The organism is Acinetobacter sp. CIP 51.11 (assembly GCF_000369665.1).
GTDB lineage: Bacteria > Pseudomonadota > Gammaproteobacteria > Pseudomonadales > Moraxellaceae > Acinetobacter > Acinetobacter lwoffii_S.
The window spans coordinates 98,697-119,197 of the sequence record NZ_KB850128.1 but is presented as its reverse complement, the minus strand read 5'-3'; the positions used below and the strand labels follow the sequence as shown (position 1 = coordinate 119,197).

Below are 20,501 nucleotides of genomic sequence, written 5' to 3'. Positions count from 1 at the left end.
TTATTATTTAATAATTTCCAGTAATTCCACATCAAAAATTAAAGTACTGTTCGGTTCAATTACATCCCCTGAACCAATCTGTCCATAGGCCAGTTCGGCCGGAATGAAGAAACGATATTTGGCACCTTCTTTCATCAGCTGTAAACCTTCGGTCCAGCCGGTAATGACTTGGGTGGTACGAAATACCACGGGTTGATTACGGGCAATCGAGCTGTCAAAAACCGTACCATCGATCAAACGGCCTTCATAATGTACGCGGACATTACTGTTTGCGCTCGGCGATTTACCTTTTCCTTCCTGAAGAATCTGATATTGCAAACCTGATTTTGTGGTTTTTATCCCCGGTTTTTTTGCATTTTCAGCCAGGAAAGCCTGACCAATTTTGGCATTTTCATCAGCCTGCTTTTTCAGGGTAATCAGCTCTTTGGCTTCAGCCTGACGCTTAAATTGGGTCAAGACTCGCGCCATGTCTTCCTCACTTAAAGTCGCCTGTTTGCCAGCGGCTGCCGCTTTTAAACCGGCACTGAAGGCATCCAGATCAATGCCTTGTAAGGAATCGGCATTGCTTTTTCCCATCAGATAACCAAAGCTGTAGCCGACCTGTTCAGCCTCAGGACTTTTATTGGTGACTTCTTTGGCAAAGAGACTGCCTGAACTCAGCAGTAAAACCATCAAACTTGTTTGTATTTTCATGATTCATTCTCAAAATAAAGGAGAGCGCGTTGCTCTCCTTTTCGTGGATTATTTTACTTCGATGAGTTCCACATCAAAAATCAAAGTACTGTGTGGAGGAATCGTACCTGGCACGCCCTGTTCACCATAACCGAGTTTAGATGGGATATACAGGGTTGCTTTACCGCCTTCTTTCATCAGTTGCAGACCTTCGGTCCAGCCTGGAATGACCTGATTGAGTGGGAACTCAATCGGTTCGCCACGTTCAACCGAACTGTCAAACACGGTACCATCAACTAATTTCCCTGTGTAATGTACTTTTACAATTGAAGTTGCTGCAGGCTGTTTGCCTGTACCTTCTTTGGTCACTACATATTGCAAACCAGATGCGGTAGTTTTTACCCCAGCTTTTTTGGCATTTTCAGTCAGGAAAGTATCACTTGATGCCTGAGCCTGTTTGGCACTATCCACTTGCTTCTGCTGCATTTCTTTTTGGAACTGCTCATAAGCTGCTTGTAATTCTTCTTCAGTATAAGCAGGAGCAGTACGGGCATGACCTTCGCGAACGCCTGTTACAAAGCTGTTAATATCCAGCTCAGGTGGAGTTTGATGAGCGACTTCATAACCGAGTGCATAGCTAATTTTAGAAACAGCAGAGGCATCTTTAGATGCTTTTGTGGTTTGAGCAGCTGGGTTTTGAGTTGCATAGTAAACAGGTACTAGCGCGGCACCGCCTAAAAGAACAGCGACAGCAATCGGTAAGGCCTTACTCATGTATTATTCCAATCTAATGTTATCGTTGAGGTTCATTCCATCTTAGCAGAAAATTTTGAGAAATCTTGCAGAATGGGTGGTTTTTTAGCAAGCGAACATCGCTGTTTTGTTGAAGTTTAAAGATGTAAAAAAACCAGCAATCGCTGGTTTTTTATCTAAATGGGATCAGCCATTTTGTTCTCTAGACTTATAACTGTAAATGTAATCATAACTATAGCTCCCCCCGGCTGAACGCTGGATATCATTCAGGATAAAGCCATTTACGATACAACCGGCCTGCTTAAAGCGGTTCAATGTAAGCTCCAGCTCCTTCATTTGTGTTTTTGCATAGCGCGCTACAACTAAATTAATTCCAACATAGCGTGATACGATAATCGCATCAGTGACAGCCAATACAGGTGGTGTATCAATAATGATATGGTCATAGTGCGGAATCAGAGATTGTAGTAATTCCTTGAAGCGTAGTGAATTGAGAAGCTCAGAAGGATTTGCTGAAATTTCACCACAGGTGATTACATTTAAGTTAGGAACATTGGTGTTTTGTACCACCTGTTCTAATGTAATTTGCTCATTCAGGTATTCAGTTAATCCATGTTGATTATCCAGATCAAAATATTTGTGGATATGACCACGACGCAAATCTGCATCAATCACCAATACGCGTTTGTTTTTTTCCGCCATGATAACCGCCAGGTTACTGGAAACAAATGATTTTCCAACTTTTGGTGCTGGACCTGAAATCATGATGATATTGTTCTTGGCTTGGCTTAGGGCGAAATGACTCGCTGTACGTATGCTTCGCAAGCTTTCGATCGCGATATCATCGCTATGTTTAAGGGCTAATACGAAAGGAATCTTTTTCTTTTTGAGTAGTTTTAGCCCAGGTTTCTGACTCGGAGAATGGGCAATATTTGCATACACTGGAAGCTCCAGTTGATATTCTATTTGACTGCTATCTTTCACACCAGAACGCAGCATATTGCGGAATAGTGCCACCAAGATTCCCACAAAAATACCGAACCAAAAGGCGAGGAACAGAATTAGTGGTGTTTTCTGTTGCACCTGGTCAATTGGTTCAAGTGCGGTATCAATAATATGGACATTGCCAATCTCACCCGCTTTGGCAACACGCAGTTGTTGGTATGAATTTACCAGGTTGGTATACAGTTGCTGTTTGACTTCGACTTCACGTGACAGTTGCAAATACTGGCGTTGTATCTCTGGAATATTTTTGAGTGTTGTATTCAGTTCACGAATCTTGCCATTGATCACACGAAGTTGAGCCGTAATTTCTCGCATGGCTGGATGTAGTGCTGCATATTTGGCAGCTATTTCTGCCTGTCTCTGTTCAAGTAAGACTTTTTGCGTTTCTAAGGTGACGCTCTGATTTAAATACAATTCAGATTCTTTAGCAATATCAACTGTATTATGCCGTTGACGGAACTGGTTAAAGGCGAATTCTGCATTATCAAGCTGTTTCTTTAAATCTGGTAATTGTTCATCCAGAAACGCCAGTGTCTGCGCTGTTTCTGTTGAACGGCGCGTAATATTATGCTGGCTATAAATCGCTAAAATCGTGTTCAGGACTTTAGTGATGTGCTGTTTATCTTGACCCTGATAGCGAAGCTGCAGAACTCCACTCAGTTCTCCTTTTTCTGTCACTGAATAATTGGCAAGAATAGAATCAATCGCTGTTGGCAACGAGAGTTTTTGTATCCGGTAACTGCGATCTAGATTATCTTGACTAAAGATTGCAATTTTCCAGTCTCCCTGTGCAGTTTTGGCTTGAACGGGCTGGTTAAGTGCGCCCTCAAAGACAGTTTCTTCTGTCACTGGATTGATCAAGATAAAGCTCTGTGGTTGAAACTTCAGTAGGAGATTTTTATCCTGGTACGCTACGGGAACTTCAAACTGACGGATATCAAAGCTTTTTTCACCTTCTTTAAAGCGTACAGTTTCGGGTTGATATTCGGTCTGAGAATTTTTGCCGTAAATGAGGCGATTGATAAAGGAGTCTTCAGTGCTCGCAATATGGAGATCCAGATTTAAACGATCAATCACTGATTCCAGAATCGTGCGTGATTTTAAAACCTCAATCTCAGCATTTGATGAAGACATCTGACTAATAATACTTGACAAGCTGCCTAATAAGGCAGCTGATGCCCCTTTATTTTCTTCGACCTGAACGATTGCATCCACCTTATAGTTAATGGCTGCGGTACGCATGTACAGCAACACTGCCATCAGGCTAAGCAAACCACACAAAAGGATGAGCTTCCATTGCGAGAGCAGGGAAAAGAACACCCCTTTTAGGTCAATCATATTTTCGGTATTGTTATTTTTGTTCATAATTTTACTATCTAAAAGTTTAAAAGTGATTTTCCAGTCTTTGAGTTAGTTTTAATAAAATAATCAAAGACTTGCTGCTTTTCTGAGAAAGAATCCTACATATTTTGGTTTTATTGTCCTTTCTTGAAATATCTAACCCACATAAGGCCAGATATTTTAATGATGATCAGAATAATACGGTTTTTATTTAATCTGTTTCATATCGAGTTTTGAGCACCATGGATTTGCAGGTGAAGTCCGTGAGCTTATATCAAAATAGTGGGTGGTCATTGATGACTATAATCATTCCAAATCACTGAAGTTATAGATTTAATCTACGAATGCAGGCGGATGTTATGAATAAACTTTCAGTCATTAATTGATACCCCCCATATTTCCTAAAAGACCCCGAAAAGATTTTTAATTTTCATAGCTGAGTTACCTATCGTATAGCTGAATCAGCGACATATGAAAATGGAAGAATCTGGCTAACAACGCGTTCCCAACGGGTCAGACCTGTGGCATCAACATAGACAATGTCATTGCTACGCATTTTGAACTGTTTCGCTAGGCCAAAATCTCCAAGGTTTTTTAGACTTAAGTGATATATTTCAGTCATCTGATTGTCCGAGTTGCCACGTAAGACATAAATCCGGCTAGAACTCGCGGAATAGGGATTAATCCCTTCACTTTCACCCAATACATCAGCAAGAGTCATGCCTTGGTCACGTAGTGGTAAGGGCTTATTGGCACTGGCCTCACCCATGACATAGATCTTCTGGTTTTCACGAGGACTGATATAAAGAGTGTCATTCGGTTGAATCAACAGCTTATGTAAGGAATATCCAGCTTTTTCCAGTGCAATGGTATTCAGGTCATAGGTCACACCCTGACGTACAAGTTGAATCGAAGTAGAGTCACCTTGCTCATTCATACCGCCAGCCAAACCGAGTGCTGTATAAACACTGACGGGTTGATCAGACAAGTAAAATTGTCCGGCCGATTTTACATTACCGACCACTGAATAGCGTTGTCCCTGATAGGAAATGACTCGCACTACCACATCCGGGCTGTTTAAGTAGGGAACTAATAGGCGTCGTACTTCCTGATTCACTTGCGGAAGGGTTTTTCCAGCTGCTTTATAACGGCCAATGAACGGAAAGTGGATATAACCATTTCGGTCAATTTGGTAGCCGTTGTTATTATCACTTGCTGTAGGAACGGCGCTAATTTCAGGATAGGCCCATAATTGAAAGGATAAAATATCCCCTGGATTCAAACGGTAATCCTGCACCTCAGTCTGAAATAAAGCAGCATAATGGCTAAGATTATGAGTTTGGGCAGACTGCAATACAGGCAGGGTGTCCTGATTCAATTTTATCAGATTGACTGGAGTTCCTAGTTCAGTTTGATAGATTCCTTCTTTTGGTAAATCATAGGTTTGAAAGCCGGATATTGCTGCACATCCAACTAGAGATAGGCTTAAGGTAAAAATACCTAAAAGGTGTCTATGGTTCACTTGAAACCCCTTTATTTTTATATATTCAGAATTGGTATTTATTAATAATTATTAATTTTTAATTCGATTTATGTGATTAACATCTAAAAAATATAATAGATCACATACCTTGTCTATAGCTATTTTTGACCCAATTAAATAACGCCAGGCTAAGACTTTGCAAAAAGATGGAAGAAAATAGACGTGAAAGCTTGATTGAACAAGCGGTAGAGATATAGAAAATTTTTTAACGTTATAAAGAAGATTAATTGTTTCTAATTGTTATTTTTTTTAATAGATAAGTTGAATCCTATGAAAGGAGCTATAACGATATAAATTAATCGAGAAAAGTATTTTCATATAATTTTTATCTGATCTAAAGGTTTCTTAGATTGTTGATTTTCATATAATTTAAGTATTAGTTTAATAATTTATAAAATAATTATATCTTACAAAAATTAAAATAAAACTTTGTTAATTAAAGTATTAGAATAAAAAAATAATGAATATTCGAACAATATTAGCTGAAAGGTGTGTAAAGGATTAAGATCGATATAGAGTAAAAATATTTTTAAAAACTAAAATAGATCTATAAAATGTAACTACATTTAAGTATCGGCTTTTTTTGTAAGTGGCTTATGTAATAAAATTAATATATCTTATGAACAAATCAATAAAAACAGATATGCCCAGAAGGCAGCAATACATTAAAAATAATTTGTGAAAAGTAAAATAAAAATATTAAAGGACACTAAAAATGGTGATGAAAATATTGGTAACCGGTGGGGCTGGTTTTATTGGATCTGCTGTCATCCGGCATATCATTAAAGAGACTGAACATCATATTTTAAATGTTGATAAGTTAACTTATGCAGGTAACTTGGAGTCATTAGTTTCTGTATTGGATCACCCTCGTTATCAATTCGCTCAAACTGATATTTGTGATCATCTATCTTTAACACGATTATTTTCAGACTTTGAGCCAGATGTGGTCATGCATTTGGCGGCAGAATCTCATGTGGATCGTTCCATCGATGGTCCGGCTGAATTTATAAGTACAAATATCGTTGGTACCTATACCTTATTAGAGGTTGCACGAAAGTATTGGCAAAATTTGGCTGAAATTAAAAAATCTAGATTCATATTTCATCATATTTCAACAGATGAAGTATATGGCGACTTAGAAGACACAACTGATCTATTCACTGAAACTACCCCTTATTTACCCAGTTCGCCCTATTCGGCAAGTAAAGCCAGTTCAGATCATTTAGTTCGGGCCTGGCATAGAACCTATGGTTTGCCGGTAGTTGTCACGAACTGTTCAAATAATTATGGACCTTATCATTTTCCTGAAAAACTGATTCCTTTGATGATCTTAAATGCTTTGGAAGGCAGACCATTACCGGTCTATGGAGATGGTCAGCAGATTCGTGACTGGCTGTTTGTAGAAGATCATGCCCGTGCTTTATATCAGGTTGTGACTCAGGGTGTAGTGGGTGAGACCTATAATATTGGTGGATGGAATGAAAAACAAAATATAGAAGTGGTTAAAACTATTTGTCAGATTTTAGATGAATTAAAACCACAACTGAACGGGCAAAGTTACGAAAGCTTAATTGCCTTTGTTAAGGATCGGCCTGGACATGATCTGCGCTATGCCATTGATGCTTCAAAAATTGAACGGGAACTGGGGTGGAAGCCACAGGAATCATTCGAGACCGGTATCCGTAAAACTGTGGAATGGTATCTGGATAATCTGACATGGTGTCATCGCGTTCAGGATGGTTCTTATCAGCGTGAACGTTTAGGGGAGGCAGTCTAATGGCTAGCACAACCAAGGGGATTATTTTAGCCGGCGGTTCGGGCACACGTTTGCATCCGATTACCAAAGGCATCTCGAAACAGCTACTTCCGATTTATGACAAACCGATGGTTTATTACCCATTATCTGTCCTGATGTTAGCCGGTATCAGTGACGTTCTGGTCATTAGTACCCCAGAGGATATAGAAGGGTTTAAACGTTTATTAGGCGATGGTTCACAGTTTGGCATGGAGCTGAGTTATGCGATTCAACCTCGTCCTGATGGTTTAGCACAAGCCTTTATCCTGGGCGAAAAATTTATTGGCCAAAGCAATGTATGTCTGGTGCTGGGCGATAATATTTTTTACGGGCAAGGTTTTACCCCTATGCTACGCCAGGCTGCAGCACGGCAAAAAGGAGCAACTGTATTTGGCTATCAGGTGAAAGATCCTGAACGCTTTGGTGTTGTAGAATTTGATAAACAGCAACGTGTTATGTCAATTGAAGAAAAACCGAAACATCCTAAATCTAATTTCGCTGTGACGGGCCTATATTTCTATGACAATGATGTGATTCAAATTGCCAAACAAGTAGAACCATCTGAGCGAGGAGAGTTAGAGATTACTTCGATTAACCAGGCATATCTGGAGCGTGGTGATTTAAATGTTGAATTGTTGGGGCGTGGGTTTGCCTGGTTAGATACGGGTACACAGGGCAGCCTACTTGAAGCAGCTCAATTTGTAGAAACTATTGAAAAACGTCAAGGTTATAAAGTTGCCTGCCTGGAAGAAATTGCATTGAATAATGGCTGGTTGAGCAGAGAGGAAGTTTTAGCGATTGGTCAAACAATGAATAAAAATGGCTATGGTCAATATCTGATTTCTTTAGTGGGGTAATAACTATGAATCTCATCGAGTGGATAGAATTACCTAATTTGGGAGATCATCGTGGCAGCTTGGTGGTCGCTGAAGCCAATCGGAATATTCCTTTTAGTATACAGAGGCTCTATTATATTTTCGGTGCTCAGCCTGATGTTCCTCGTGGATTTCATGCACATAAAGAGCTTCAACAAATTGCTTTTTGCATCCAAGGCAGTTGCAAAATACTGATGAATAATGGCAAAGAAAGACAAGAGGTCTTAATAGGTCAGCCTAATAAAGGATTATTTATCCCACCAATGGTTTGGCATGAGATGCATGGTTTTTCAGAAGATTGCATATTGTTGGTATTGGCAAGCGATCACTATGATGAAAGTGACTATATCCGTAACTATGACCAGTTTTTAGAAGAAGCAGATAAGGTTGTTATTAAATAGATATTTAGATAATTAAAATTACGAAAAATAATTCATGAGTATGATGGCTTTTGTTAATAGAGAAGCTTCAGAAAATAGAATTATAAATAATAATAAATATTAAGGAGATGTATGAGATGATTAAACCACTTACATCATTGCGTATGTTTTTTGCGCTATTTGTTTTTCTTAGTCATTTGGCCTTTCTAAAAAATGATACAAATTATGAAAATATTTTTTACAGTATTTTTGATGAAGGATTTTTAGGCGTCAGTTTTTTCTTTATATTAAGCGGATTTATTTTATCCTATAATTATAAAGAAAAATTTATTATAGGAAATATTTCAAAAAAAGAGTTTTATATTTCTCGTTTAGCAAGAGTGTATCCAGTACATATTGCGACTACGGCACTTGTACTCCTGTTAACCTTTATTCAATCTGGAAAAGGGTGGGAGTACTTAATTCAACACATTTTTCTGATACAAAGCTTTTTTTTAGAAGAAAATATTCATTTTTCATTAAATTCTCCTTCTTGGAGTATTTCTGACGAATTGTTCTTTTATCTACTTTTTCCATTTGCATTTTTAATTTCTGAAAAAATAAGAACTTATATTTTTATTTTATATCTAGTAGGTATTTTAATTCTTAATATGCAGCTTAATAAAAATCAGGATCACTATTGGTTGTATATTTCACCATTTGTACGTTTCTCTGATTTTTTACTGGGTATTATTCTATTTGATCTTTATGAAAAAATAAAAGTTACTTATTCTAAAATAAATATACCTACTTTTATATTTGAATTAGGAGCAATTTTACTTTTTATTTTATTCTTTGTGTTTCATAACAAGATAGATATAAGCTATAGATACTCAATATATTATTGGCTACCTATGGCAGCAATTATTCTTATTTTTGCATTGTCTCATGTTGCTCAGAAAAAAAGTATTATTACTAATTTCTTATCAAATAAATATATGGTATTGGCGGGGGAAATCAGTTTTTCTTTTTATTTACTGCATGTTTTGGAAATACAAATTTTAAATTATATAAAAAAGATACTATCATTTAATATAGACTTAATGTTGTTCTCATTCATTATTTTTATTGTGACTTTAATAGCTAGTTTTATAATGTATAAGTATATTGAAAAGCCTCTAAATAGGAAAATGAAGAAATTTTTATTAGAGCCAGGTTTTAAAACAAAGAGTTATGAACTTAATAAATAATATTGGATTTTTACTTTAATTAATATAAATATATTAATTTTGATGAACGTAGAATGAAAAAGTAATAATAAATTTTTATATGAGATTGATAAGAATGATTCCTTTTCTTGACCTAAAAGCGATAAATGCTCAATACCGCGACAAACTTTTAGCAGCTTGTACACAGGTCATTGATTCCGGCTGGTATATCAGTGGCAAAGAAGTAGAGGATTTTGAAAGAAAATTTGCGGATTATTGTGGAACACAGTATGCCATAGGAGTTGCCAATGGGTTAGATGCGCTTATTCTGACTCTGCGTGCATGGAAGGAATTGGGGAGACTGAATGAAGGGGATGAGGTCATTGTACCTTCAAATACCTATATTGCGAGTATTTTGGCAATTTCACAGAATAATCTAAAACCGGTGTTGGTCGAACCGGATATTCATACTTTTAATATTGATGCTAAAAAAATTGAAGCAGCTATCACCACAAAAACAAAGGCGATTTTGCCTGTTCACTTATATGGACAGCTTGCTGCAATGCCAGAAATTATGGTCATTGCCAAGAAATATAATTTACTGGTCTTGGAGGATTCAGCACAAGCCCATGGTGCTGAAATAGATGGTAAAAAAGCAGGCAGTTGGGGAGATGCCTCAGGCTTCAGTTTTTATCCGGGTAAAAATTTGGGTGCGCTAGGGGATGCCGGGGCGATTACCACCAATGATGCCGAGTTAGCGCATATGCTTAAGGCTATACGTAATTATGGCTCACACGAAAAATATAAAAATCTGGTACCTGGGGTAAATAGTCGCCTTGATGAAATTCAGGCGGCAATCTTGAATGTGAAACTGAAATTTTTAGATCAGGAGAACCAGTATCGTCGTCATATTGCAGATCTTTATTTAAAAGAAATTCAGAACTCAGCGATTGAGCTTCCATTCACAAATATAAATGCCGAAACTGATACACAGCATGTTTGGCACTTATTTGTGATCCGAACTCAACATCGGGAACAATTACAAAAACATTTAGCAGAGCACGGGGTACAGACATTGATTCATTATCCGATTCCACCGCATAAGCAGCAAGCCTATCAGGAGTGGAATAATTTCAATTTACCAATTTCAGAACAAATTCATGCTGAGGTCTTGAGCTTGCCGATTGGACCGACTTTATCTATTGATGAGGCAAAGCAGGTTGTTCAGTTATGTAATGGTTTTCAAGCATAGATGAATTTACTTAGGACCAGTGTACTCAATGGCTTGGCAGTTTTGATTAAGACCATCACCATGTTTGTACTGAATAAAATTTTAGCTGTATATCTAGGACCCACTGGATATGCAGCGATAGGACAGTTCCAGAATTTTATTCAAATGGTGACTACTTTTGCAGGGAGTGCAATTAATACCGCAGTCGTAAAATATACAGCCGAATATCATGAGGATGAAAGTAAACAACGTGCAATTTGGAAAACAGCAGGTAGTATTGTTTTTCTGTTTAGTCTGATTTTCGCGTTTCTCATATTAATTTTTCAAGGACAACTCTCACTTTATATTTTCCATTCACTTAAATACCAGACAGTTTTTATATGGTTTGCAGTTTTTTTGATATTTTTTAATTTTAATACACTGTTTTTAGCAATATTAAATGGAAAAAAAGAAATATTAAAATTAGTGCTTGCAAATATTGCAGGTAGTTTATTTGCTCTTATTATCACGAGTATGCTGGCAATTAAGTTACATTTATATGGAGCTTTAGTTGCATTATCCATTTATCAGTCTATTGCATTTATAGTGACGTTATTTCTATGTTATAGAGCGAACTGGTTTAAGTTTTCATCTCTCCTAGGAAAAATAGACCTAGAAATTACCAAAAAGTTTAGCTCATTTATTCTCATGGCATTAGTGAGTGCGATTTGTGTACCCCTGTCTCAAATGTTAATTAGAGCATATTTAACTCAGGAGTTTAGTCTGGCATATGCAGGTTACTGGGAAGCGATGATCCGACTAAGCACGGTATACCTTATGCTGGTCACGACAACATTGGGAGTGTATTACTTACCCCGATTATCAGAGCTAAATAAGATTGATGAAATTAAGAAAGAAGTTTATTTGGGCTATAAATTTCTTTTTCCACTGACTGTAGTAGGAGGAATTATTGTTTTCGTACTACGTGATTGGATAATTAATTTACTATTCACTCCATCTTTCGCACCCATGCAGGACTTGTTCTTTTGGCAAATGATGGGGGATGCATTAAAAATAGGAAGCTGGATACTTGCCTATTTAATGCTAAGCAAAGCAATGACCAAACTGTACATTTCTACAGAAATTATATTTACCTTATCCCTTATTGCTTTGACCTATGTATGTACCCAGTTTTTTGGATTTAAAGGTGTTTCAATTGCCCACCTAATAAATTATGGGATGTATTGGATAGTAATCAGTTTATTTATATTTAAACAATTAAAATAAAGAGATATATAATATGATAATTGAGCAATCTTTAGTTTCCATCATTATACCAAGTTATAATCATGAGAGATTCGTGTGTGACAGTATCCGGAGTGTCATTGACCAGTCTTACCAGAATATTGAGTTAATTGTCATTGATGATGGATCTACAGATTCTTCAGTAGAAAAAATACAAGGACTGATTCCGCTCTGTGAAAAACGGTTCATCCGGTTTGAGTTTAGACATCGACCCAATAAGGGCTTGAGTGCAACCTTGAATGAAGCATTAGAATGGACACAAGGAGAATATTTTTCTTCTCTAGCTTCAGATGATATAATCTTAAAAGATAAAATAAAGATACAATCAGAATTTTTAAACCAGAATAAAAATTGTATCGCAGTATTTGGAGGAGTAGCAATTATTGATAATGATTCTAATCTTGTAAAAAATAGGGTTAAAAAAAGACAAAGTTATAATTTTGAAAAAATTTTATTATTAGAACATGATTTACCAGCTACGACCCAACTGATCCGATCTAAAGCTGTGAAAAAAATTGGTGGTTATGATGCTAAGGTAAAAATTGAAGACTGGTATATGTGGTTGCTTTTAGCACGGGAAGGGGAGTTATGTTATCTTCCTGTTGTTTTTGCTAAATACAGGCTGCATGATAATAATATGCATAAACAGACGTCTCTTATGCATGATTCGAGAATGATGATTTTAAATGAGTACCAAAATCATATTCTATTTAATAAAGCAAAAAAAAGAGCTTTATGGATAAATGCATTTGAGTTGGGGTTGTTTTCCAAAAAGAAATCATTAGAAAAAATGCTAAGCATTTTGAGAGAATATCCATCTGAAATTTTAACATATGATTTTTTTAGGTTTTTTTACTGGTTGCTTATTAAAAAAGATTTTTAATATAAATAAGTTTGATAAATGTTATTAATTTTGTTAAAGAATAATTTTTAAAATATATTAAATAAGAAAATAATTAAATTAATAATATAAAATATTAATCGGTTCTTTTACTTTTCTATCAAGTAAAAGACAATAAGAAAGGAATGGATAATGATTATTTTAAATGAAACTAATTCAAAAAATAACATTATTTTTTTAAGTGATACTAATATAAGAGATAAATCAATTATATATCTTATACTGTTTTCATTTTTTTTATCTCAGTTTTATTTTTGGTCAAGTGGAGTTCCACAATTCAGCCATATTTTTATTATGGGTGCTATTTTATTGCTATTTAGCAAAAGCTCTAAAATAAATATTGAATATTCAAATATAATTTTATTATTTGTTGCTTATGCAATTTGTGTAAATTTTGCTTGGTATTTAATTGTTCTCGATTCAAGTTATATGATGTCGACTGTTTACTGGATATTTAATTTATTGTTTTTTCTATTAATGATGAATTTAAATCAAGTTCAGATTAACTTTTTCTATGAAAAATTATTATTCCTAATTCCTTTTTCCTATATTGTTGAAATTATTATCTGGGCAAGCAACTTAGGTCGTTATGATTTTGAACCTCGATATAATGGTCTTTTTAATGATCCTAATCAGATGGCATTTTGGGTGCTGAGTAGCTGTGCAATTTATCTGTATATTTCAGGAAATGGCTTTAAAAAAATAACTATCTATTTTTTAGCCTTATTCTTAATTTTATTGACCATGTCAAGATCTGCTTCAGTTGGTTTTTTAATGTTAACTCTGGGACTTATATTTAGTCAAAAAGGAGACCTAAATAAAAGAATATTTGTATTCATTGGAACATTAGTGTTTTTTGGAAGCTTAAGCTACTTTTTATATAACTTGGGGGTCTTTGATAGTATTGCACTACGCTTTATAGAAGGGTTAGATCAACGAGACAGTCAGGTAGAAGGGCGTGGTCTTTTCAGTTTTTTAGATTATCCTCAATATTTAATTTTTGGTGCTGGGCAAGGCGCCCACTGGTTATATAACCCTACAGGAAATGAAATTCATTCAACTTGGTTAGGTATCTTATTTTATTATGGGATTATAGGAATATCCTTATTTTTAATATTTTTATATCAAATATTTAAGAAACTATCGCTTTCCAACAAGATGATATTATTAGGGCCAATGTTATATGGGTTTACCACTTATAGCGCAAGAACAATTATTTTTTGGTTTTTATTGGCGGCTTTTTTATTATTCTCAAATAATAAGGATGAATAAATATGTATATTTCTATCGGAATTCCATTTTTTAATGCTGAAAAATTCTTGGAAGATGCGATTAAATCTGTCCTTGTCCAAACTTTTCAAGACTGGGAACTCATACTGGTAGATGATGGTTCGACAGACCGGTCTTTAGAAATAGCCCGATCATTTGTTGATTCTCGAATCCGTATCATTTCTGACGGTTATAATAGAAGATTACCCTATCGCTTAAATCAGATTATTAGTGAAGCAAAATATGACATTATTGCGCGTATGGATGCTGATGATTTAATGGCTGTAGACCGGCTTGAAAAACAGATTAAAGTCCTAACTAAAAATCCAGAGATTGATTTAGTTGTTACCAGCTTGTATTCCATTGGAAATAAAAATGAAATTCTGGGGAAAAGAATTTTTTCTACCCACCAGATGCAGCCAAAAGAAATTTTGCAAGGGTTGACAAATTTATTACATCCTTCACTTCTTGCACGTAAGGCATGGTGTCAAAGAAATCCTTATCAGGAAAATAACTGCCTAGCTGAAGATTATGAATTATGGCTCTCAGCAGCTATAAAAAATGATTTTAATTATATGGTAATGCAAGAACCATTGTATTTTTATCGAGAAGTAGAAAATGTAAAAAAAGAGAAAATGATCCGTGGTTATAATACCCAGATTGAAGTAATCAAAAAATATTATAATAATATAATCGCTGATCGCGAAAAAAATAAGATTCTTCTAAAATTTGAGATAAAAAAAATTATTGTAAAAATATTAGATTTTCTAAATTTAATGAAGATCTTACATAGCCGTAGGATAACCCCTGTTTCTAACGACGAGAAAAATTTTTATAAGTCACAATTAGAACTAATAGAGCGTATAAAGCAATGATCTCTAAAAAAATTATTATCATTGGGACAACAGCCTCTAATCTTTATGGCTTTCGTAAAGATTTTATTTTGTCCTGTTTAGCACAGAATTATCATGTTTATGCTTTCGTGTCTGAATATACCAATGAATGGTTGGCTAAAATACAAAGTTTAGGTGTTACGCTGGTTACCTATAAACTTAGTCGTGGTGGATTGAACCCATTTGCTGATCTTCATTCAACTTATCAACTGATTAAAAAAATAAGTGAAATTCAACCTGATATTGTTTTTTCATATTCAACTAAGCCAGTTATTTATGCAACTTTGGCTGCTTATAAGACTAAGGTTCCTTATATCTATGGCATGATTGAAGGATTGGGTTCGCCTTTTACCATTCATAAACATGGTCAAAGTTTGAAGTCTAAATTCATACGCTTTATACAAATCTCTTTATATCGGCTTGCATTTCCATATTTAGATAAAATTATTTTTCTCAATCGCGATGATCCTAAAGATCTAGTACATCATTATAATCTTCCTCATAAAAATAATGCAATTGAGGTCTTAGGACCAATTGGCCTTAATTTACAAGAATATACCTATACGAAATGGGATACCGAGAAAAATTTATCTTTTATCTTTATTGCCAGGTTAATTGCTGAAAAGGGTATATTTGAATATTTAGAAGCTGCTCGAATAGTTAAAGAAAAATATCCTGATATAATATTTAAAATTATAGGTGGATTGGATCCTGAAAACCCAACTGGTTTAAAGCAGGCACAATTAGATCAATTGATAAAAACAGGAATTATAGAATACGCTGGCTTCGTTAAAGATGTGGATCAAAGAATACGTGAGAGTGCAGTTTTTGTATTACCCTCCTATTACCGTGAGGGCGTACCTCGTAGTACACAAGAAGCAATGGCTATAGGAAGACCAGTGATTACTACTGATGTACCTGGCTGTAATGAAACTGTAGTAGATGGTGTTACGGGTTTCCTAATTCCTAAATGGGATGTAAACGCCTTAGTAAAGAAAATGATTTATTTCATAGAATATCCTGAACAAGTAAATAAAATGGGGTATCAAGGCTTTTTATATGCTAAAAAAAATTTTAATGCTGATCATATAAATCATAGATTATTGCAAATATTAGGAATGAATTAAGATTAGAAATCATTCAATAATATTTTTATTTATAAAAATAATTTTGATTAAATTTAACTTAAAAATAAAAATAAGAAGTAGAAAATATTTAACTTATACAGGAGATTGTAATGGGCGAAAATATAAGCTTTCAAATAAAAAAATACGAAGATTCAGATGAGATTATGTGGAATAAATTTTTATTAAAATGTAAAAATTCTCACTTTATGTTTAATCGGGATTTCATGGAGTATCATTCTGATCGTTTTGAAGATTTTTCTTTAATATTCAAAAATAATGAAGAGAAAATTATGGCTTTATTGCCTGGAAATATTAAAGATAATATTTTTTATAGTCATCAAGGTCTAACCTTTGGTGGATTTCTGATTGATAGAGGAGTGCATGCTGCTGATATGCTTGAAATTTTTACTCAACTAAAGATTTTTTTAAAAGAAAAAAATATTGAAAAAATCATATATAAATGTATCCCGAGTATTTATCATAATTATCCAGCACAAGAAGACTTATATGCTTTATTTAGAAATCATGCAAATCTTTATCGTAGAGATATTAGCGTTTGTATTGATTTAGAGGAAGAATATTCATATTCAGAAAGTAAAAGAAGATCAATTAAGAAGCTCAAAAAAAGTGGGATTATTTGTGAAGAAGTAGATCAGCCTAGTATTGTTTGGGGGGTCCTTCGTGAAGTATTACGTCAGCATCATAATCAACAACCTGTACATAATGAAATTGAAATAGATTTATTGAAAAGTAGATTTCCTAATAATATAAGAGCTTATAAGTGCTGTCTCAATGGGGATATCGTTGCAGCAGCAGTAACTTTTGAAACCGAGAGAGTGGTTCATACTCAGTATTTGGCCAGTAATGATAAAGGTAGAGAGGAAAAAGTATTAGACTATCTGCTTGATTTTTTAATAAATAATAGTAAAAAATCTGCTAAAATATTTGACTTTGGTACTTCCAATGAAAATGAAGGGAAGTTTTTAAATACAGGGTTAATTAATCAAAAAGAAAGATTTGGTGCTCGTGCGATTGTACATGATTTCTATAATATAGATCTTTAGGTCTTTGTTTCACAAAAAGATGATTACAGGCTTATTCAATTGCATAAGAATGTGCTGAATAAGCCTCAAGCTATAATTTATCGGTCAACTAATTTGTACTAGCTCAAACCTGATCTGACAGTTACCTGATTTTTATTGTGCCTGTCAGGTTAAATTTGAGCTAAATTCTTCTCAGCCCAAATTTGTTTTCCATCAAGTAAAGTTTCAAATGGTGTACGGCCACAGCAGATTTTTCCTTGATGAGTCCGTTCAGTATTATAGAATTTCAGCCAGTCGTCTAGATCCGTCTGCAACTCTTCTAGCGTGCTATAAAGCTTTTTCCTAAATGTAATTTGATAAAACTCCTGCAGTATTGTTTTATGGAAGCGTTCACAGATCCCATTCGTTTGTGGTGAAGCTGCTTTTGTCTTCGTGTGATCAATGTCATTGAGCGCTAGATACAACTCATAGTCATGTTGTTCTACCTTACCGCAATACTCGGTTCCTCTGTCTGTAAGAATGCGAAGCATTGGTAAATCCTGGGATTGATAAAAAGGTAATACACGATCATTGAGCAAATTAGCCGCTGTAATCGGTGTTTTGGTTGTATAGAGCTTGCAATGAACGACCTTGCTATAAGTATCGATAAATGTTTGCTGGTAGATCCGTCCAACACCCTTGAGATTCCCGACATAAAAGGTGTCTTGTGCACCTAAATAGCCTGGATGAGCAGTTTCGATTTCACCACACGCCACATCATCTTCATGCTTACGCTCAAGTGCAGCAATCTGATGATCATTTAGTACGATACCATCCTGTGCCACTTTAGCTTCGAGTGCTTTTAAACGCTTCTTAAAGTTCTCCAAATCATGGCGGAGCCAAATAGAACGAACACCACTCCCTGAAACAAATACACCTTTCTTGCGCAATTCGTTACTGGTACGATGCTGACCATAAGCTGGATATTGAATTGCGAAATCAATGACCGCCAGCTCTGTAGCATCATCTACACGGTTTTTTAGATTTGGTACTCGACGGGACTTATTGATTAATGCATCAATGTCACCAGACTGTACTAACTCATGATAGCGATAGAAAGTATCTCTAGAGACACCCATCACTTTGCATGCTCTAGAAACATTTTGAAGCTCTTCAGCTAAATTGAGTAAGCCGACTTTGTGTTTGATGATTTGATTGTTAGTATGCAACATAAGAAAGTTACCTTTGTTTAATTAAGATTTCGACACCTTTATCAAAACGGGTAACTTTCTCTTTTTCAAGAAGAATGTACGATCAAGTCTGAACTAATACAACTAATTGTTATCTCTATAACTAATCCTTGATAAATCAAAAAACATCACGATTCGGTTTGATTTTAATACTCAATATTATGTGCAATCGAATGACTGCCAAGATTAAAGTCAAATCTATTACTGTGTTGCCATTCAATACTGTTTTAATGATAATTTCCCTATTTCAACTTTGTTTATGTATGTTCATAACTTTATGTAAAGCCTAATCACAGACCATCTGAACTTAGTTAAATAGCATTGGAGTATGCGATTCTTTGATGTGGGTATAGGATTTTAGACCACGCATATAAGTGATAATCTACTCCCCAATAAGCATGGCAAATGCTTGTTTTTGGAGTCAACCATGACACGAAGAAAACGTCGTAATCATTCAGCAGAGTTTAAAGTTAAAGTTGCTCTCGCAGCAATTAAAGGCGACCACACACTCGCTGAACTTTCTACTCAATTCGATTTACATCAAAACCAAATCATCGATTGGAAAAATCAACTGCTTGAGCAATCAGTCAATATTTTTTCACGACCAACAGCACAACAAGAACCAGAGATTGACCTCAAAGCTCTACATGCCAAGATAGGACATCAGGCATTGCAAATTGATTTTTTAGAAGGTGCGCTCAGAAAAATAGGGCAGCTGAGCGGCAAAAAATGATCGATAAGACCCATCAACTTTCGGTACGACAACAATCGCAATTGATTCAAATCAATCGCAGTACGTTGTATTACAAGCCCAAAGAGATTTCATCAACTGATTTGAGTTTGATGCGTCTGATCGATGAAATTCATCTCGACTACCCATTTATGGGCAGTCGAATGATACGAGATATGCTACAGCGTCAAGGGCATCAAATAGGTCGGCGTAAAGTCCGACGTTTAATGCGCTTGATGGGAATACATGCCTTGTATCCAAAACCCAATACCAGTAAGCCTAATCTTGCACACCGTATTTTCCCATATCTGTTGAAAAACATGGTCATCGATCACTCTAATCAAGTCTGGTGTACAGATATCACATACATTCCTATGGCTAAAGGCTTTGTCTATCTGTGTGCAATTATAGATTGGCATAGTCGTAAAGTACTGGCTCATCGAGTATCGATCAGTATGGAAACAGACTTTTGCATAGATGCGTTGCAAGAAGCAATTGTGAAATATGGTTGTCCTGAGGTGTTTAATACAGACCAAGGCAGTCAATTCACAAGTGAGGCATTTTTGAATGAGTTAAAATTTCGAAATATCCGTATCAGTATGGATGGGAAAGGACGGTGGAGAGATAATGTGATGATTGAGCGGTTATGGCGCAGCGTGAAGCATGAGGAAGTCTATTTGAAGGCTTACGATACGGTTAAACAAGCGAAACAATCAATTGCTGAATATTTGGATTTTTATAACATGATACGTCCTCATTCAAGTTTGAATAAGGCAACACCGGATGAATTTTATGATCAACATTTACTAAAAGTAATGGCAGCATAATTTAAATATTTAGAGCGGATTTATCACTTATAAAACTGAATTGAGTGGTCTAATTAACGGAACCACATTACTTTAAAAGAAGATAAGAATATATGAATATTGTATTTCACTATCAAAAAAGCAGCTGTAGATTTTACTAAACCGTAGATAGTACAGGATTGAAATTTTTAGATAAAATATAAAAACTAACCTGAATATGGCTATCAATAGTCGAAATCACTTAAGGATATAATAATTAAATTATAAAAATTATGTTATTCAAATTTTTACAAATGATATAAGTAAATTTTAGGGATTTGGATATCCATCTAATAGGATTCTTGATCCTCTTGATCCTCTTGATCCTCTTGATCCTCTTGATCCTCTTGATCCTCTTGATCCTCTTGATCCTCTTGATCCTCTTGATCCTCTTG

The 20,501-nt window shown here is 35.2% G+C and carries 17 protein-coding genes; 12 read left to right on the top strand and 5 right to left on the bottom strand.

Annotation, left to right across the window (positions count from 1 at the left end; all coding sequences use genetic code 11):
- Nucleotides 1–3: 3 nt before the first annotated feature.
- The 4 genes from F894_RS00885 to F894_RS00870 all read right to left on the bottom strand — a co-directional run bounded on the left by F894_RS00885 (nt 4) and on the right by F894_RS00870 (nt 5,293).
- A complete protein-coding gene (locus F894_RS00885; protein ID WP_005245453.1) occupies nt 4–693 on the bottom strand; it encodes a BamJ family beta-barrel-assembly machinery protein in 690 nt (229 codons plus the stop codon).
- 48 nt (nt 694–741) lie between these two features.
- Nucleotides 742–1,446: a BamJ family beta-barrel-assembly machinery protein gene (locus F894_RS00880; RefSeq protein ID WP_005245452.1), complete on the bottom strand. Its 705-nt coding sequence runs from the start codon at nt 1,444–1,446 to the stop codon at nt 742–744.
- Nucleotides 1,447–1,611: 165 nt separating this feature from the next.
- Nucleotides 1,612–3,795 carry a polysaccharide biosynthesis tyrosine autokinase gene (locus F894_RS00875; protein ID WP_005245451.1) on the bottom strand — a complete coding sequence of 728 codons (2,184 nt, stop codon included), beginning with the start codon at nt 3,793–3,795 and terminating at the stop codon, nt 1,612–1,614.
- Nucleotides 3,796–4,216: 421 nt separating this feature from the next.
- Nucleotides 4,217–5,293: a polysaccharide biosynthesis/export family protein gene (locus F894_RS00870; RefSeq protein ID WP_005245450.1), complete on the bottom strand. Its 1,077-nt coding sequence runs from the start codon at nt 5,291–5,293 to the stop codon at nt 4,217–4,219.
- A 742-nt stretch (nt 5,294–6,035) separates the two neighbouring features.
- Between F894_RS00870 and rfbB the strand changes: the two genes are divergently transcribed.
- The 11 genes from rfbB to F894_RS00815 all read left to right on the top strand — a co-directional run bounded on the left by rfbB (nt 6,036) and on the right by F894_RS00815 (nt 17,323).
- Nucleotides 6,036–7,094, top strand: a complete 1,059-nt coding sequence (rfbB, locus tag F894_RS00865) for a dTDP-glucose 4,6-dehydratase (RefSeq protein WP_034438032.1) — start codon at nt 6,036–6,038, stop codon at nt 7,092–7,094.
- The gene (rfbA, locus tag F894_RS00860; protein WP_005245448.1) at nt 7,094–7,969 is read left to right on the top strand and encodes a glucose-1-phosphate thymidylyltransferase RfbA; all 876 of its coding nucleotides are present in this window, start codon (nt 7,094–7,096) and stop codon (nt 7,967–7,969) included. The genes rfbB and rfbA overlap by 1 nt, the downstream gene beginning before the upstream one ends.
- Before the next feature lie 5 nt (nt 7,970–7,974).
- The gene (locus F894_RS00855; RefSeq protein ID WP_005245447.1) at nt 7,975–8,388 is read left to right on the top strand and encodes a sugar 3,4-ketoisomerase; all 414 of its coding nucleotides are present in this window, start codon (nt 7,975–7,977) and stop codon (nt 8,386–8,388) included.
- Between the two features lie 116 nt (nt 8,389–8,504).
- On the top strand, nt 8,505–9,596 hold the full coding sequence (locus F894_RS00850; protein WP_005245445.1) for an acyltransferase family protein: 1,092 nt from the start codon (nt 8,505–8,507) through the stop codon (nt 9,594–9,596).
- Nucleotides 9,597–9,690: 94 nt separating this feature from the next.
- Nucleotides 9,691–10,806: a DegT/DnrJ/EryC1/StrS family aminotransferase gene (locus F894_RS00845; protein WP_005245443.1), complete on the top strand. Its 1,116-nt coding sequence runs from the start codon at nt 9,691–9,693 to the stop codon at nt 10,804–10,806.
- Nucleotides 10,807–12,051: an O-antigen translocase gene (locus F894_RS00840; RefSeq protein ID WP_005245442.1), complete on the top strand. Its 1,245-nt coding sequence runs from the start codon at nt 10,807–10,809 to the stop codon at nt 12,049–12,051. It begins immediately after the preceding gene.
- 13 nt (nt 12,052–12,064) lie between these two features.
- Nucleotides 12,065–12,952 carry a glycosyltransferase family 2 protein gene (locus F894_RS00835; RefSeq protein ID WP_005108301.1) on the top strand — a complete coding sequence of 296 codons (888 nt, stop codon included), beginning with the start codon at nt 12,065–12,067 and terminating at the stop codon, nt 12,950–12,952.
- 150 nt (nt 12,953–13,102) lie between these two features.
- Complete coding sequence (locus F894_RS00830; protein WP_005245440.1) at nt 13,103–14,242, top strand: O-antigen ligase family protein; 1,140 nt, start codon at nt 13,103–13,105, stop codon at nt 14,240–14,242.
- A 2-nt stretch (nt 14,243–14,244) separates the two neighbouring features.
- Nucleotides 14,245–15,114, top strand: a complete 870-nt coding sequence (locus F894_RS00825) for a glycosyltransferase family 2 protein (RefSeq protein WP_005245438.1) — start codon at nt 14,245–14,247, stop codon at nt 15,112–15,114.
- Nucleotides 15,111–16,259: a glycosyltransferase family 4 protein gene (locus F894_RS00820; RefSeq protein ID WP_005245436.1), complete on the top strand. Its 1,149-nt coding sequence runs from the start codon at nt 15,111–15,113 to the stop codon at nt 16,257–16,259. Before F894_RS00825 ends, F894_RS00820 begins: the two co-directional genes overlap by 4 nt.
- Before the next feature lie 110 nt (nt 16,260–16,369).
- A complete protein-coding gene (locus F894_RS00815; RefSeq protein ID WP_005245434.1) occupies nt 16,370–17,323 on the top strand; it encodes a GNAT family N-acetyltransferase in 954 nt (317 codons plus the stop codon).
- Nucleotides 17,324–17,472: 149 nt separating this feature from the next.
- Here the strand turns inward: F894_RS00815 and F894_RS00810 are convergent, their stop codons facing one another.
- Nucleotides 17,473–18,513: an IS481 family transposase gene (locus F894_RS00810; RefSeq protein WP_005245313.1), complete on the bottom strand. Its 1,041-nt coding sequence runs from the start codon at nt 18,511–18,513 to the stop codon at nt 17,473–17,475.
- 445 nt (nt 18,514–18,958) lie between these two features.
- On the opposite strand from F894_RS00810, the gene F894_RS14805 reads away from it, so the two are divergent.
- A protein-coding gene (locus F894_RS14805; protein ID WP_143253654.1) for an IS3-like element ISAcsp5 family transposase occupies nt 18,959–20,088 on the top strand; the annotation gives its coding sequence in 2 pieces (ribosomal slippage) (nt 18,959–19,211 and nt 19,211–20,088; 1,131 coding nt in all).
- Nucleotides 20,089–20,501: the final 413 nt, after the last annotated feature.

Bases quoted from the DNA above. Each gene is read 5' to 3' on its own strand.
- F894_RS00830 (WP_005245440.1), top strand. From the start codon at position 13,103: ATGATTATTTTAAATGAAACTAATTCAAAAAATAACATTATTTTTTTA.
- F894_RS00885 (WP_005245453.1), bottom strand. From the start codon at position 693: ATGAAAATACAAACAAGTTTGATGGTTTTACTGCTGAGTTCAGGCAGT.
- F894_RS00815 (WP_005245434.1), top strand. From the start codon at position 16,370: ATGGGCGAAAATATAAGCTTTCAAATAAAAAAATACGAAGATTCAGAT.
- F894_RS00855 (WP_005245447.1), top strand. From the start codon at position 7,975: ATGAATCTCATCGAGTGGATAGAATTACCTAATTTGGGAGATCATCGT.
- F894_RS00845 (WP_005245443.1), top strand. From the start codon at position 9,691: ATGATTCCTTTTCTTGACCTAAAAGCGATAAATGCTCAATACCGCGAC.
- F894_RS00835 (WP_005108301.1), top strand. From the start codon at position 12,065: ATGATAATTGAGCAATCTTTAGTTTCCATCATTATACCAAGTTATAAT.
- F894_RS00850 (WP_005245445.1), top strand. From the start codon at position 8,505: ATGATTAAACCACTTACATCATTGCGTATGTTTTTTGCGCTATTTGTT.
- rfbB (WP_034438032.1), top strand. From the start codon at position 6,036: ATGAAAATATTGGTAACCGGTGGGGCTGGTTTTATTGGATCTGCTGTC.
- F894_RS00810 (WP_005245313.1), bottom strand. From the start codon at position 18,513: ATGTTGCATACTAACAATCAAATCATCAAACACAAAGTCGGCTTACTC.
- F894_RS00880 (WP_005245452.1), bottom strand. From the start codon at position 1,446: ATGAGTAAGGCCTTACCGATTGCTGTCGCTGTTCTTTTAGGCGGTGCC.
- rfbA (WP_005245448.1), top strand. From the start codon at position 7,094: ATGGCTAGCACAACCAAGGGGATTATTTTAGCCGGCGGTTCGGGCACA.
- F894_RS00825 (WP_005245438.1), top strand. From the start codon at position 14,245: ATGTATATTTCTATCGGAATTCCATTTTTTAATGCTGAAAAATTCTTG.
- F894_RS00840 (WP_005245442.1), top strand. From the start codon at position 10,807: ATGAATTTACTTAGGACCAGTGTACTCAATGGCTTGGCAGTTTTGATT.
- F894_RS00875 (WP_005245451.1), bottom strand. From the start codon at position 3,795: ATGAACAAAAATAACAATACCGAAAATATGATTGACCTAAAAGGGGTG.
- F894_RS00820 (WP_005245436.1), top strand. From the start codon at position 15,111: ATGATCTCTAAAAAAATTATTATCATTGGGACAACAGCCTCTAATCTT.